Source organism: Xylanibacillus composti (genome assembly GCF_018403685.1).
Classification (GTDB): Bacteria; Bacillota; Bacilli; order Paenibacillales; family K13; genus Xylanibacillus; species Xylanibacillus composti.
In genome coordinates this window covers 35,971-50,734 of sequence record NZ_BOVK01000022.1, presented here as the reverse complement: position 1 = coordinate 50,734, position 14,764 = coordinate 35,971, and the positions used below count along the sequence as shown (strand labels likewise).

16 protein-coding genes are annotated in these 14,764 nt (G+C 55.1%); 2 read left to right on the top strand and 14 right to left on the bottom strand.

The annotated features are described in order from the left end of the window. Positions 1 to 81 precede the first annotated feature (81 nt). Complete coding sequence (locus XYCOK13_RS08990) at positions 82 to 291, bottom strand: spore germination protein (RefSeq protein ID WP_244865087.1); 210 nt, start codon at positions 289 to 291, stop codon at positions 82 to 84. A 5-nt stretch (positions 292 to 296) separates the two neighbouring features. Beyond that, the gene (locus XYCOK13_RS08985; protein ID WP_213411799.1) at positions 297 to 737 is read right to left on the bottom strand and encodes a spore germination protein; all 441 of its coding nucleotides are present in this window, start codon (positions 735 to 737) and stop codon (positions 297 to 299) included. Between the two features lie 220 nt (positions 738 to 957). Here XYCOK13_RS08985 and XYCOK13_RS08980 point away from each other — a divergent pair, with 220 nt between their 5' ends. Then, positions 958 to 2,253 carry a glycoside hydrolase family 18 protein gene (locus tag XYCOK13_RS08980; protein WP_213411798.1) on the top strand — a complete coding sequence of 432 codons (1,296 nt, stop codon included), beginning with the start codon at positions 958 to 960 and terminating at the stop codon, positions 2,251 to 2,253. A gap of 222 nt (positions 2,254 to 2,475) precedes the next feature. Here the strand turns inward: XYCOK13_RS08980 and ilvA are convergent, their stop codons facing one another. The 3 genes from ilvA to XYCOK13_RS08965 all read right to left on the bottom strand — a co-directional run bounded on the left by ilvA (position 2,476) and on the right by XYCOK13_RS08965 (position 5,382). Further along, complete coding sequence (ilvA, locus tag XYCOK13_RS08975; protein ID WP_244865086.1) at positions 2,476 to 3,723, bottom strand: threonine ammonia-lyase IlvA; 1,248 nt, start codon at positions 3,721 to 3,723, stop codon at positions 2,476 to 2,478. Between the two features lie 253 nt (positions 3,724 to 3,976). Then, complete coding sequence (locus XYCOK13_RS08970) at positions 3,977 to 4,912, bottom strand: PD-(D/E)XK nuclease family protein (RefSeq protein WP_213411796.1); 936 nt, start codon at positions 4,910 to 4,912, stop codon at positions 3,977 to 3,979. A 113-nt stretch (positions 4,913 to 5,025) separates the two neighbouring features. After that, complete coding sequence (locus XYCOK13_RS08965) at positions 5,026 to 5,382, bottom strand: winged helix-turn-helix transcriptional regulator (protein WP_213411795.1); 357 nt, start codon at positions 5,380 to 5,382, stop codon at positions 5,026 to 5,028. Positions 5,383 to 5,550: 168 nt separating this feature from the next. On the opposite strand from XYCOK13_RS08965, the gene XYCOK13_RS08960 reads away from it, so the two are divergent. Further along, complete coding sequence (locus XYCOK13_RS08960) at positions 5,551 to 6,144, top strand: NAD(P)H oxidoreductase (protein WP_213411794.1); 594 nt, start codon at positions 5,551 to 5,553, stop codon at positions 6,142 to 6,144. A gap of 290 nt (positions 6,145 to 6,434) precedes the next feature. Here the strand turns inward: XYCOK13_RS08960 and XYCOK13_RS08955 are convergent, their stop codons facing one another. The 9 genes from XYCOK13_RS08955 to ehuA form a co-directional block, all read right to left on the bottom strand. Continuing rightward, positions 6,435 to 8,123 carry a glutamine--tRNA ligase/YqeY domain fusion protein gene (locus tag XYCOK13_RS08955; RefSeq protein WP_373314366.1) on the bottom strand — a complete coding sequence of 563 codons (1,689 nt, stop codon included), beginning with the start codon at positions 8,121 to 8,123 and terminating at the stop codon, positions 6,435 to 6,437. A gap of 760 nt (positions 8,124 to 8,883) precedes the next feature. Then, complete coding sequence (locus tag XYCOK13_RS08950; protein ID WP_213411792.1) at positions 8,884 to 9,156, bottom strand: hypothetical protein; 273 nt, start codon at positions 9,154 to 9,156, stop codon at positions 8,884 to 8,886. 123 nt (positions 9,157 to 9,279) lie between these two features. Then, complete coding sequence (locus XYCOK13_RS08945; RefSeq protein ID WP_213411791.1) at positions 9,280 to 10,005, bottom strand: class I SAM-dependent methyltransferase; 726 nt, start codon at positions 10,003 to 10,005, stop codon at positions 9,280 to 9,282. Positions 10,006 to 10,112: 107 nt separating this feature from the next. Beyond that, positions 10,113 to 10,211: a YjcZ family sporulation protein gene (locus tag XYCOK13_RS08940; protein WP_213411790.1), complete on the bottom strand. Its 99-nt coding sequence runs from the start codon at positions 10,209 to 10,211 to the stop codon at positions 10,113 to 10,115. Positions 10,212 to 10,439: 228 nt separating this feature from the next. Further along, entirely contained in the window at positions 10,440 to 11,330 is an 891-nt protein-coding gene (gene thpD / locus XYCOK13_RS08935; RefSeq protein WP_213411789.1) for an ectoine hydroxylase, read from the bottom strand. 45 nt (positions 11,331 to 11,375) lie between these two features. Next, a complete protein-coding gene (locus XYCOK13_RS08930) occupies positions 11,376 to 11,798 on the bottom strand; it encodes an ectoine synthase (protein ID WP_213411845.1) in 423 nt (140 codons plus the stop codon). A gap of 160 nt (positions 11,799 to 11,958) precedes the next feature. Beyond that, entirely contained in the window at positions 11,959 to 13,254 is a 1,296-nt protein-coding gene (gene ectB / locus XYCOK13_RS08925; protein ID WP_213411788.1) for a diaminobutyrate--2-oxoglutarate transaminase, read from the bottom strand. A 23-nt stretch (positions 13,255 to 13,277) separates the two neighbouring features. Then, positions 13,278 to 13,784, bottom strand: coding sequence for a diaminobutyrate acetyltransferase (ectA, locus tag XYCOK13_RS08920; protein ID WP_308443016.1), 507 nt, complete (start codon positions 13,782 to 13,784; stop codon positions 13,278 to 13,280). Positions 13,785 to 13,928: 144 nt separating this feature from the next. Beyond that, positions 13,929 to 14,756 carry an ectoine/hydroxyectoine ABC transporter ATP-binding protein EhuA gene (gene ehuA / locus XYCOK13_RS08915; protein WP_280520888.1) on the bottom strand — a complete coding sequence of 276 codons (828 nt, stop codon included), beginning with the start codon at positions 14,754 to 14,756 and terminating at the stop codon, positions 13,929 to 13,931. Positions 14,757 to 14,764 lie beyond the last annotated feature (8 nt).

Sequence of the window (14,764 nt, the reverse complement as noted above, 5' to 3'; positions counted from 1 at the left end):
TCACAGCCTCGCGAATGGCGTCCCAGGACAAATATGTGTTCGTGACACCCTTGAACATAATGAACATAATGATAGGAAAGTTCAGAACAATGATGATCTCGAGCGCTCCTGCTTCCCTTCAGGCAGCGGCTTCTCCTTGGTGAACAGCTTCAAGTACGGCTGTCCGTAGGAGCGAAGGTTGCACATATAGTAAAGCAAGCCGATAAACCCGATCATGACGCCCAACAGCCCAAACAAAAAAGTGGCCATCAGGATCAACCCATACTTCACCACCCGAATAGCGGAACTCATTTCATTTAACGGGATGATGAAATCAGGTTCGAATCCAGGCTCTCGGTTAACGTATCCTTTGGCCCCAGAACCGTCTTTTCTACCTTGGCTTCCCCGACAGGAGAAGCCTCCTTCTTCCGCAGCTCGCAGGCGAACACCTGGCCGTCCAGACAGCAAATCACTTGCCCGCTGAGCATCGCTTGCGCCGCCTGTTGAACGTCCCGATCCTGCAGCGGTCGGCCAAGCGCCGCCAAGTACTGGGCATAGATTGCCTTGTTTTCGTAATACGGCTTGACGAGTCGCTCCGGAATGAGCTTGCTGTCCACAATAGACTCCAGATAGGCAAGCATAAGCTCGCTGTTGTCCTGCTTCACGGATTGGCTCCGGTAATCGGCCATGCCGCCGAACTGCTCCTGCAATACCCGCCAAACCGCTGGCTCTTTCTGGCCTGATTGCTCTCGCTTCATGACACTTTCCTCCGACACTGGAAGTCCTTTCTATCGTGTGCGAAAACCCGAGTCTTTAAACGAAAACATTTGTCGCCTGCCGAATCACACGCAAACTGATCTCCAGCATGGACCCATCCCGGAAGTGGACAAAGGGCTTTGCTGGAAAGGGCGTATGAATGCCAACCTGCGCGAATATATATGAGCGATAGGGAGTTTCTGGATCGGAGGGCACAAGCTCATGCAAATTCATGTGATTCAACCAGGACAGTCATTGTGGGGCATTGCGCAGGCATACGGAACAACGGTCGAGGAGATCGTGCGCGCCAACGCATTGCCCAATGCTGGCCAGCTAGTAGTTGGCCAAGCATTGGTCATACCGATTAACGGCCAATATTATTGGGTGCAGCCAGGGGATAGCCTGTACACAATCGCCGCGCGTTTCGGGCTGTCAGTGCAGCGCCTGGCGAGCGTGAACCAACTGAACCTGAATATGCCGCTGCAGGTGGGGGTGCGTCTGTATATCCCCCCTCAGCCGAAGGTTCCAACAGAAGCGAACGCATATATCGAGCCGCGGGGTGAAAGTGTTTCTCCGGAGCTGCTTCAGGCTGCACAAGAAGCCGCGCCATATCTCACTTATCTGGCTCCGTTCAGCTTCCAGATACAGCGGGATGGCACGCTCGATCCCCCGCCGCTGGAGTCCTTGCCGGCAGTTGCCGAGCAGCATGGCGTGACGTTAATGATGGTCGTCACCAACCTGGAAAACGAGCAGTTCAGCGATGAGCTGGGCCGCATTATCCTGAACGACGAAGCGGTCCAGACCCGGCTGCTGGACAATATTCTGGACGCGGCCGCGCGTTACGGATTTCGCGATATTCACTTTGACCTCGAATTTTTGCGTCCGGCTGACCGTGAAGCATATAACCGCTTCTTGCGCAGGGCAGCTGCGCGAATTCACGAACAAGGCTATCTGATTTCGACCGCCTTGGCGCCGAAAACCAGCGCAACGCAGGCGGGCGCCTGGTACGAGGCTCATGACTACCGCGCTCATGGCGAAATCGTAGACTTCGTCGTCATCATGACTTATGAGTGGGGGTACAGCGGCGGACCGCCAATGCCGGTATCGCCGATCGGACCCGTTCGGCAGGTGCTGGAGTACGCCCTTACCGAAATGCCGGGCTCCAAGATCATGATGGGCCAGAACCTGTACGGCTACGATTGGACCTTGCCCTTTGTTCCCGGCGGCGAATATGCCAGAGCGCTGAGTCCGCAGGCTGCCATAGCGCTGGCCGCCCGCGAGAATGCCGCCATCCAATATGACTGGCAGGCGCAGGCGCCGCATTTCGATTACGTGGATGACGAGGGGGCAAGCCACAAGGTCTGGTTCGAGGATGCCCGCTCCATTCAGGCCAAATTCAATCTCATGAAGGAGCTGGGCTTGCGGGGGATCAGCTACTGGAAGCTCGGCCTGCCGTTCCCGCAAAACTGGCTGCTGCTGGACAGCAATTTCACCATCGTCAAAAACCCGGCGGGATAACGCCGGGCCTCCTCGTCGGCAGCCTGCCAGATTGCCGCTTACCGGATCGCAAAGGTCTGAGCATGACAAAGAAACCGAATCCTCCGCGCGGTCCTGCCGGAACAGGACGTCCGCCGCGGCACAAGGTGCTTTCGGCGCTCTGCCGCGGATTGGCGAAGGATTCGGTTTCTTACGGAAGACTGCCGCCACCCGTTGCATGGCAGTCTTCCCTCCACAAGGGAGTCAAATTAAGAAGTGGAACAGCTCCGGGTTCTTGTTCAGCTCCAAATACTGAATCCCTTCGCGCTCCATCCGGGCCAACAGCGGCTCGTAGTCCTCCCTGGCGCGCAGCTCGATGCCTACAAGCGCCGGCCCGTTCTCCTTGCTCGTCTTCTTCGTATACTCGAAGCGCGTGATGTCATCGCCTGGCCCAAGCACCTTGTCGAGAAATTCCCGCAAAGCCCCGCTGCGCTGCGGGAAGTTAATAATAAAGTAATGCTGCAGGCCTTCATAAATCAGCGAGCGATCCTTGATTTCCTGCATGCGGCTAATGTCATTGTTGCCCCCGCTAATGAGGCATACTACATTTTTGCCGCGGATTTCCTCCTGCAAGAAGTCCAGCGCAGCCACAGGAAGGGCTCCGGCCGGCTCGACGACAATGGCATTCAGATTGTACATATCCAGGATCGCCGTGCACACCTTGCCCTCAGGCACTGTCAAGACATCGTCCAGCACCTCGCGGCAGATATCCAACGTTCGCTCGCCCACCTGCTTGACTGCAGCTCCGTCTACGAACTTGTCGATGGACTCCAGCACAACACGCTCCCCCGAGTCCAGAGAACGCCGCATAGCCGGCGCTCCTTCCGGCTCCACGCCAATAATGCGGGTATGCGGGCTAATCCGCTTCACATACGAGCCGACACCCGCCGCCAAGCCGCCGCCGCCTACAGCCAGAATCAGCACATCGAGCGGCTCCTTCATCTGATTCAGAATTTCCAGTCCTACCGTTCCTTGCCCGATAATGGTCCGCTCGTCATCGAACGGGTGGATGAACACCTTGCCCTGCTGCTCGGCATAAGACGTCGCTTCCCGGTACGAATCGTCGAACGTATCGCCCACAAGCTGCACCTCAACTGCTTCCCCGCCGAAGAAGCGTACCTGATTCACCTTTTGGCGCGGCGTTGTCGCCGGCATGAAGATCGTGCCCTTCACGTCCATATCCTTGCAAGCATAAGCCACGCCCTGTGCATGATTGCCAGCACTGGCGCACACCACCCCGTTGGCCAGCTCCTTCTCTGTCAGCGTCTGCATAAAGTGATAGGCGCCGCGAATCTTGAAGGACCGCACCACCTGCAAATCCTCCCGCTTCAGGAACATCTGGCAGCCATACTTTTGCGACAACCCTTCGTTGCGCAGCAGCGGCGTCCGATCTACCGCCTTCTGCAGCAGGCGGTCCGCCTGCAGAATGTCTTCAACCTGAATCAATGCCAACTTCACCCGCTCCTTACCGACATAGCATCCCGAGCGCACACCCCCGCGTCGTTTCCGGCCGTCCGGGAAGCGCCCTTCCTCCGCCATGCTGTTTCTGTCTAGTGTATCCGTTTCATGGAATATGGAGCCACTATAGAGGGTAAGCCGGCTTTTGTCAACCTTCCGCCTGCTCTGTCCCGGTGAAAGCTTCGAAGCCGCGCGCCAAGCACGGCGGCACATGCAGAGCGCTCGCTAACGGATCATCCGCAGCTGCTTATGCCTTCTCCTCGCACAGTTCCCTGAAATTGCAGCCTGCGCATACCGCTCGGCTCGGGCGGCTCGCGAAAGCCTCCTTCGGCTTCGGCGCATTGCGCTCCGGATCGGCGAGACAAGCCTTCATAGCGGCCATGCTGCGGCTCATCGCCTCACGCACCCGTTCCATGTCCGCCTGGTCGGCGTAGACGGTCTTCGTCTCGCCGGTGAGCAGATATTCCACGCGCAGCTCCAGCTGCTCGGGCGGTATGCCTGCTTGCTCTCCGAGATAGATGGCATACAGGATTAGCTGCTCCTCATTCTTCTCATCCTCCATGCCCGTCTTCCAGTCCACCATGATCCACGGACGCTCGCGGGAGCGATCCTCCAACAGGGCGTCCATCTTCACATATACCGGCGTTCCCTCCACCTCGAACGTTCGCAGCTGCTCTACCTCCGCAATGCGCATCGACGGGCTTGCCGTTAGCTCCCGCCACGTCAGACTGCGAAGCAGGCCATCGACACAGACGCGCAGGCGGCGCTTGATTTTCTCCACCCGATCTTGAGGCAGCTCCCCTATGTAGTACATCTCATGCAGCATGGTGCTCTTCTTCGGCGCCCGCTTCCAGCGAGGCACATCCCGCGAATCGAGAAATGCCTGATTCAGCCGACGCCGCAAGCGCTCCACCAGCTCGTCTGCCGCCGCGTCGCCGGCTTGCTCCTCCCATCTCTGGAGCAGATGCTCTGCTATCTGATGCAGCTCATCCCCCATCACCAAGTACAGGTTAGCCAGCTGCTTCAGCCGATAGGCAGCTTGCGCCTCTTCCGACGCTTCGCGCTGCCATCCATTGTGGGAGGCATAATAATGATAGTAATATTTGCGTGGACATTCCCGAAACAGCTGATCCCTCGACTGTGACCAGGACCATTCCGGAAACGGCCGAACCACGAAAGCCATTTTGCATCGCTCCTGTCGTATCCTTGCTATCCGGATACTTCGCTGCGTCTTCATTTTCACCACTAACGGCTCGGATGAAGGAACATCTCCTGGCGCATACCCATCGGGCGTCCTCATTCGGAGCAGGAGGACTTCCAGGTGCGCTGCTGGATATATTGCTTTCCCCACTCGTCCAGTTGGTTTAATATGGATTTCAGCGACATTCCAAACTCACTCATTTCATAGACGACTTTGGGCGGCACTTGATTGTAAACTGTTCGAATGATGATGCCGGCCTCCTCCAACTCTCGAAGCTGCTGCGTTAACATTTTTTGTGTAATATCAGGAATATTCCTTTTTAATTCGCTCGTTCGTTTGGGGCCGGTCCCACAGTTCAAATGACATAAGATCAGCAACTTCCATTTGCCTCCTATGACCTCCAGCGTCGCTTCGGCAGGAATGTTAAAAGTCCTTATATTTTGCATTTCCATGGAATAACCCCCTTACTTATACTTTCAATAGGTACTTTTCGGTGCCTTTCTCACTTTAAAGTTCCTATAGTACAAAAAAGTACGTTCTTCCCATTAATTATGTCTTATCAGATAATTTTATCGTACCTCGCTTGAGGTGAAAAGTAAAAAGAATGGAAGGTGACGACTATGAGAGTCTTGACCGTTGTTTCACACCCTAGGGTGCAATCCTTAACCTTTTCTGTTGCAGAAAGATTCACACAGGGACTCGCCGATGGCGGACATGAGTCGGAAGTGCTGGATCTGCATCGCAGCGGGTTTAATCCGGTATTGTGGGAGGCGGATGAACCCGAATCATCTTCTGCTCGCAAGATCTACTCGCCCGAGGTGGAGGCGGAGATCGGACGTATGATGAAACACGATGCTCTCGTCTATATTTTCCCGGTATGGTGGCACAGTTTCCCAGCCATGCTAAAAGGATATATTGACCGTGTGTGGAACAACGGATTCGCGTACGGCGCGAACAAACTGCCTCATAAAAAAGTACTGTGGATTGGATTGGCTTCGGCTCCGAAAGTACATTATGAGAAGTACAAGTACGACAAGATGATGAGCCATCACCTAAACATCGGAATTGCCGGATTCTGCGGTATCTCGAACAGCAAGGTTGAAATATTGTATGACACTTTGGATTCCAATCCGGAAACTTTCGAAAAACTTCTGGCGCAAGCGTATCATCTCGGACTATACTACGACCATGATATAAAGTCGATAGCTCAATAATTCACTTTTCGTGAAGCCATTCGAACATGGCTTCATTTTTATTACATACTTTAGCCGGCTAAGTGCGTGAAACGCGCGAAACAAACTCGTCTCCGCCTCACCCGCTTCCCGTGGCTCGTCGCACGCAGGCAGAAGCCCTGATCGCAGCTGTAAATGAAAAATACCTGCCCCGCGCATGCAAGCTGCAGGCGGTGCGCTTCCTTGGCGCCTCCTGCACGAGATCACTTGCATGACGGAACAGGCTTCCATCAAGACTTGCCTATTCATTTACGATTTGCTTGCCCCGGGAACTACTGCCCTGCCTTCGGATCGAACGAGCTCTTGAGCGAGACGATTCGATTGAAGACAAGCTGCTCGTCGGCGGTCATTTTCGGATCAACATTGAAATAGCCATGGCGGAAAAATTGGAATTTATCCTGCGCCCTCGCTGATTTCATATTCGGCTCGACGAAGCCCTGCAGCACTTGCAAGGAATTCGGGTTAAGCTGCTTGAGGAAATCATCCCCGGTCTCCTCCGCGTCCGGCTGCTCTTCCGTTTCCTCCGCCAGCAGCGGCTCGAACAGCCGGAAGCTGGCAGGAACCGCATGGGAAGCCTCCACCCAGTGCAGCGTCCCCTTCACCTTGCGGCCGGCAAACCCGGTCCCGCTCTTCGTTTCCGGATCATAGGTGCAGCGCAGCTCTACCACTTGACCGTCTGCGTCCTTGATGACTTCCTCACATTTAATGAAGTACGCATGCTTCAGACGCACCTCATTGCCGGGGAACAGCCGGAAGTACTTCTTCGGCGGGTCTTCCATGAAATCATCCTGTTCGATGTAGATTTCACGGGAGAACGGAATTTGACGGACGCCCATCTCGGGCACCTCCGGATTCACTTCCGCTTCCAGCCACTCGACCTGCCCTTCGGGATAGTTCGTAATGACAACCTTCAACGGCTGCAGCACCGCCATCGTCCGGGGCGCCTTCAGCTTCAGATCCTCGCGGATAAAATGATCCAGCATCCGGTCATCCACCAGGCTGTTGCTGCGCGCCACGCCGATCTCGCGGGCGAATGCGCGGATCGCTTCCGGCGTATATCCCTTGCGGCGCAAGCCCGAGATAGTTGGCATCCGCGGATCGTCCCACCCATCGACGATCCCCTCGTCGACGAACCGCTTCAGCTTGCGCTTGCTCATGACCGTATTCGTCATGTTGAGCCGGGCAAATTCATACTGCCTCGGACGGCTTGGCATCTCGCATTGCTCCACCACCCAGTCGTACAGCGGCCGGTGATCCTCAAATTCCAGCGTACACAGCGAGTGCGTCACGCCTTCTATTGCATCGCTAAGCGGATGCGCAAAGTCGTACATCGGATAGATGCACCAGCGGTCGCCTGTATTGTGATGCTCAGCATGGGAGATGCGATACAGGACCGGGTCGCGCATATTCAAATTCGGGGAAGCCATATCGATCTTGGCCCGCAGCACCTTGGAGCCGTTCGGGAACTCCCCGTTCTTCATTCGTTCAAACAAATCCGCATTTTCCTCGACCGAGCGATTCCGGTAAGGACTCTCTTGCCCGGGCTCCGTCAAGGTTCCGCGCGACGCGCGGATCTCATCCGGACTCAAATCGCAGACATAGGCCTTGCCCTTGCGGATCAACAATTGTGCCCGCTCATACAGCTCGTCGAAATAGTTGGAGGCATAATGCAGCTCGTCCCAGTCAAATCCGAGCCAGCGCACATCCTCCTTGATCGACTCCACATATTCCGTATCTTCCTTCAACGGATTCGTGTCATCAAAGCGCAAATTTGTCCGTCCGCCATACTCATCCGCCAATTCGAAGTTCAGGCAGATCGATTTCGCATGCCCGATATGCAAATAGCCGTTCGGCTCGGGCGGAAATCTCGTGATTACTTTATCGACGACGCCTTTCTTCAAGTCTTCGGATACGATGGTCTTGATAAAATTTGATGAAGTCGCATTCGTATTCGCTTCCACTGCTCTCAACCTTTCGCCCATAAAAATTCGCTATTGTTCTATCATACACCATATGCACCTTGATTATAAAGCGCCAGCGCCCAATTCCGATCGGCTGCAAGGGTAGGCAAGGAAAATGCGGACCGCTGTGGAGGATGCCACGAACAGCCGGGGATGGGCGGCAAGGTTAGTGTGTGTACCTGACAATAGCCGATTGAACTGTCTGCATCTAACAAAATATAAGCATCAGTCAGACACGTCTGCATCTAACGGAAGCCACCGACACTATTTGCCCATTTTTTGCTCATCCTTCATTCTTACGGAACCTACAGCCCTTATTGCCTTGAAAATCCCCGATTACCGCAACTGACTCATCAAATAAGGTCTCTCTCTTCCGTTAAAAGTGAAATCTCCTCGAAATCTGCGAATTAGCGCTTCTCACTTCCGTTACAAGTTCCATTCGAACTGAAGCACCAATCTGCAACCACTAGCCTTCCTAGGAAGTTACGTTCATCAACCCTCAGCGCCAGCCTGCAGCCACTTTCCCTTCTAGGAAAGCAACGCGCCTCCATCAGCACCAGCCGCTTCTCCCCCTGGGACAGCGCCGGCACCAGCATCCATTCAACTCGGCCTCCATTATCGCGCGAACACCCAAGCATGCAGCCCTGGAGCCCAATCCCGCTTCCAGCCAAAGAAACAAGCCTGGGCCCCATACTCACAAGCATACGAAAAAAAAAAGCCCCAGGGCATCTCCCCGGGGCCGCCGCAACTGCCGTGCGGATTATCCGTGCAAATTGTCATCCGCCTCATCCAGACGCGCCTTTTCTTCCTCGAAGCGCTCCTTGACGCGCACAACCGCTTCAGTGTGATCGGCTGCCTGAGCCTGAGACAGCGCATGGGAGGCGCGTTCCTCCGCCTCGCGCGCCTGCTGAAGCATATCCGCATCCGGACGGGTCTGCGCTTGAGCTACCGCGTTAGAGAAGCGGTCCACCGAATTTTGCGCTTGGGACAACGGCGTCTGTTCCTGCATGCTGCTCTCTTCTCTCGATGTCACAACAATCTCCTCCTTCTGGCTGGCATTCACGCTTAGTATGCCAATGCCAGGCAGGTTTCATGTCCTTGCAAGGAGATCGCTTCGCCAGCCATCGCTAATTCAGGGAAGAGGGACACGCTGGATTCACTTTACCGCTTTGATCAGGCCAAAAGCCAAATAATCGATACAATCTGCAATAATCTGATCGTGACGCAGCGCAATGTGCCATAAATCTGCATTGGCATATACATCGTCATCGATATATTCATGCTCATCCTCATACATGAGCTGCATAGCCTTGATCTCTTCTGTGAACAAGCTGTATTGCGGTATCTCTGCCCGGGCAAAGCCCAGGCTGCGCAATAGCTCCACCCACTCCTCGCGCCGCATCAGCTGAGGCATGCCAAAAAACTGCTGAATTTCATCCAATCGCGGAGTCTCCGCTGCGGCTTGCTGCAGCATCATCTCTCTATCATATAAGACGCCGCCGCTTCGCAGAACGCGAAAGTATTCCGGCACAGCCCGTCTCGCTTCGGCAAAATTGGTGACCGACTCCACAATTACAACGTCAAATTGTTCATCGTCGAATGGCAATGCGCAGGCATCCGCCTGTCGGAATGTCACCTGCAGCCCGAGCGCTTCCGCCCGCCGCTCCGCTTTGGCAACCATGCCTTGCTGCAGATCGACAGCAGTGACTACATGTCCCTCTTCCGCCAGATAGCACGCCGTACGGCCCGTCCCGCAGCCCACCTCCAGTATGCGGCTGCCTGCCTGCAGCGGATGCTCCTGGAATTGCTGAAGCGTAGCCGCGAAGCCGCCGGGATGCGCGCTGCCTATGCCGAACTTGGTCAGCATTTCAATATAATTCAATGGATGATATCCCTCCTTGCCCTAACGTTCGCGTTAAGTATGAGGACGACCCCGGCTGGCTTTAGCCAGCCGAAGCCGCCCGCGCAGTACCCGCGTCCGCCTCGATGTTACACGAAGAATCCTACGCTCAATACGATGACCAGGAGAATGTAGAGTACCAGAATCGTGCCCGTATTTGTGAAGCCATATCCTGCTGCTGCACTCATTTGCGATCACCACCTTTCGAGACAGCTAACATATTCTATGATTATGCTGTCTCTCATTCGTGGGCCGATTGTCCATGCTGTGCGCCCCTTTTCGATCTGCGCGCCCCAGCCCCAGCTCTGTCCGCTTCTGCAGCAACCGCAGACCTTACTGTGAGCACCAGCCCGCAAAAACAAAAAAAGACTAACCGAGCTTGGCTCAGTCAGTCTGCATGCAGGAAAATTAGTGAGTTAAATGATCGTGTCCCGGTGAGCGATATATTCCGGGCGGGGCTTCTTGCCCGAGAACGGCTCGGCCAGTTGGTTTTCCACACTATTGAAAACAAAGAACACATTGCTTCGCGGAAACGGCGAGATGTTGCTGGCCGAGCCGTGCATAATATTGCAGTCGAAGAGCAGCACCGAGCCTTTTTGACCCGTGGGCGTATCGATCCCGCCCTGCTCCACCAGCCATTTCATGCTCTCATCATCCGGTGTGCCGTATTCCTGCTTGCGCAAGGAATTTTTGTAGTTCTCGTCCGGCGTCTCCCCTACACAGGCGACATAATGATTCTGCGAACCCGGAATCACCATGAGCGGACCATTGTAATGGAAGTTGTCTTCAAGCGCAATGGAGCAGCTCAATGCCCGCATCCGGGGCATCCCGTCCTCCACGTGCCAAGTCTCGAAGTCCGAATGCCAGTAAAATTCCTTGCCGATAAACCCCGGCTTGAAGTTGATCCGCGACTGGTGAATGTACACATCGCTCCCGAGAATGTAGCGAACGATGCCGCGCAGCTTTTCCGATGTCGCCAACGCATGGAATGCCGCATAGTCCCGATGAACGGCGAAGACGGAACGAACCACATCGCTGTTCGGCTCGCGAATTACCTCCGGCCGGTCGGCATGCGCGCCTTCCTCCCATATGGACCTCAGCTCCCTGCGAAGCTGTTCTGTCTCTTCCGGGGAGAAAAAGTTCTCCAGGAACAAATACCCGTTGTCCCGGTAAAAATCCGCTTGCTCCTTCGCGAGAGATCCGCTTGTACCCTCTGAGTACAGCACAGGGTCCTGTCTTTCCAAGATTTCAGGACGGGATTTCACCCGCGAAGGATAAAGGTCTTTGGTCGTTTGCGTGGTACCCACGTGATCAGCTCCTCATCTATTTATATATGGAAAAGGTTAACGTGTTTACTTGGCCGTGATCGGGTTGGCTTGCTCCTCGTCATCCTCCACGATCAGCGGATAGACGCCATTCTCGTCATGCACTTCCTTGCCGGTCACCGGAGGATTGAAGACACAGATCATGCGCATGTCCTCCTCTGCACGCAAATAGTGCTTCTCATGTCCATTCAGGACATAGAGCGTGCCATCCTTGATCGGGTACGTCTTGCCGTTGTCGAGATCCTCGATTTCTCCTCTGCCCTGCACGCAGTAGACGGATTCGACATGGTTTTTGTACCAGATGTACGTTTCCGTTCCTGCCTTGATGATCGTATCGTGCAGGGAATAGCCCAATTTATCCTTGGCCAGAAGCAGCCTGCGGCTGTTCCAGGTTTCAGTATCGACATCCGCCTCTGTCCCGATCAGGTCTTCCAGTTGTTTGACAATCATGTTGATGATCTCCCTTCTGTAATAGGTGTCCCGCTCAACGCATCCCTGAGATGGCAGGGACTCCCCATCCCCTGGCTGATGCTGGGCTGCCGCCGATCCAGGAGTTTGCAGGTTCATCGTCCCTCCATCGCTTAATTAGGGCATGGTCACTGCCGGTTCCTTAGCCGTCAAGCCGGTCGTGTACTGCCTTCACACTTTGGCGCAGCAGCTCCAGCCCCTCGTTTAGTCCCTTGTCGTCTATCGTTAGCGGCGGCATAACTTTCAACACTTGGCTTTCGACACCGGACGTTTCCATGATCAGCCCGCGCTTGAACGCTTCGGCGGAAATTTCGTCGGCAGCGCTCCCCGCTTCGAAGGCGATGCCTTGAATGAAGCCGCGGCCGCGCGCTGACCCCTTCAGCTTTGGATAGGCCTTGGCCACGGATTCAAGCGTCTCCTGAATTTGCTCGGCCTGACGGTCAATCTTCTCCGTCAGCTTCGTGTCCGCCCAGAAGGACAGCGCTTCCGCCGCCGCGACGAAGCTCAGGTTGTTGCCGCGGAACGTCCCGTTATGCTCGCCCGGCTTCCAGATATCCAGCTCCGGACGAAGCAGGGTGATCGCGAACGGCAGGCCGAAGCCGCCAATCGACTTGGACATGCAGATGATGTCCGGCTCAATGCCTGCTTTCTCGAAGCTGAAGAACGTGCCGGTCCGGCCGCAGCCCATCTGCACATCGTCGACAATCAGCAGAATATCATGACGGCGGCACAGCTGCTCGATCCGCTTCATCCATTCATAGCTGGAGACGTTAATGCCTCCCTCGCCTTGCACGGTCTCAAAGATGATCGCAGCCGGCTTATCTACACCGCTGCCGTTGTCCTGCAGCATCGCATCGATGTAATCGACCGTATCCACCTCTTCGCCGAAATACCCGTCATAAGGCATAAATACGCTGTTATGCAGCGCCACGCCCGCGCCTTCCCGCTTCATGGCGTTGCCTGTTATCGACAGCGAGCCCATCGTCATGCCGTGGAAAGCGTTGGTGAAGCACATAATCGTATCGCGGCCGGTGACCTTGCGCGCAATTTTCAAAGCGGCTTCTACCGAGTTCGTGCCGGTCGGCCCCGGGAACATGATCTTGTGATCCATGCCGCGCGGCTTCAGAATAATTTGCTCGAAGCGCTTCAGGAATTCAGCCTTCGCCTTCGTCGCCATGTCCAGACTGTGCACGACGCCGTCTTCCATCATATAGTCAATCACCTTCTGCTTCAGCACAGGGTGGTTATGTCCGTAGTTCAGAGATCCTGCTCCTGCGAAAAAATCGATATATTCCTTCCCGGCCTCATCCCACAACCGGTATCCTTTCGCTTTGGTAAAAACCGTCGGGAAGCTGCGAATGTAACTGCGAACTTGGGATTCCAGCTCCTCGAACAGCTCGATCGTTTGCGGTTTTTCCATCACGTTGGCATTTGTCATGATAGGGTAATTCCTCCAATACTTTATTTTGCGGAAGGGATCGGGCCGATTTGATACAGCTCCTCGTCCTCATGGCCCCCTCCAGGGAATAACGCTGCGGCATAACCGGAGCGAACGTTCATATCGGTATTCAACTCTCGAGCCATGCGCATAAACAGCGCTCGTGACGCTTGATTGGACGGGGAAATCGTCAGTTCTACCATATTCACTTGTCTGCATGCTTCACGCTGCATTAACACTCTTAACAACTCCGTTGCCACGCCCTTGCCTCTTTGGGAAGAATCGACTGCAACCTGCCAGACGAACAGCGTTTCCGCGTTCCCTGGCGGACAAAAGGCGGAGACAAATCCGACAATCGCGCCATCGCTTTCCGCGACCACACAGGTATCCGCAAAATAATCGCAAAACATGATGTAACTGTAAGCCGAGTTCAAGTCCAGCACCTGCGTGTCTTTGACGAGCTGCCACACTTTCCCGCCATCTTCGGCCGTGGGCTTGCGATACACCAGCTTGCTTTGAGTGGTTGTCACAATTTCACCTCCTAAACATAGCCCACAAAAGCGAAGAACAGCTTCGAAGCATATGCCTATTGCTTTTGCGAGGCCCGATTATAAACCCACGAATTGAAGACCAGCTCTGGAGCTTACTCCTATTACTTTCGCGGGGCTGCCCGCTCACATGCCGTTGCTGCGGAAGCGCGACAGGAACGCTTGCAGGCGCTCGCTTTGTGGATTCTCGAAAATTTGGCTTGGCGGCCCATGCTCGACGATCAAGCCGCCGTCTGTGAAGAGCACCGTATCCGCCACGTCGCGGGCAAAATCCATTTCATGCGTAATGAGCAGCATCGCCATCTCGCCTTCCTTGGCGATGTCCTTGATGACCTCCAGCACCTCGCCGACCAGCTCAGGGTCCAGCGCTGATGTCACTTCATCGAACACCATCACCTTTGGGCTCATGACGAGCGCCCGCGCTATCGCCACCCGCTGCTTCTGACCGCCGGACAGCTGGGACGGGTAGCCATCCAGCTTGTCGCCCAGCCCAACCTTATCGAGCATTTCCCTCGCAAGCCGTTCCGCATCGTCCTTCGGCATCCCCAGCACCTTGCGGGGCGCCTCTGTCACATTGCGCAAAATCGTCATGTGCGGGAACAAGTTGAAATGCTGAAACACCATGCCGATATTTTTGCGCATTCGGTGCAGATGCTTCTCATCTGCACGCACGAGCTTCCCATTAATCTCTCTGTGCCACAACAGCTCGCCATCCACTTCAATGGTGCCGGAGGTCGGCTCCTCCAGCGTCATCAGCAGGCGGCCAAGGGTGGTTTTGCCCGAGCCGCTCGGTCCGATGACCGCTACCTTCTCGCCCGGCTGAATCTCCAGATCAATGCCCTTCAGCACCTCCAGATCGCCGAACGATTTATGAATATCGTTGTATCGCACGATCGGGCGCATGCCCGACGTCGACCGTTCCGCTGTTGTCTTTTCCATTTCCGCTTGCATCATCTGTTACC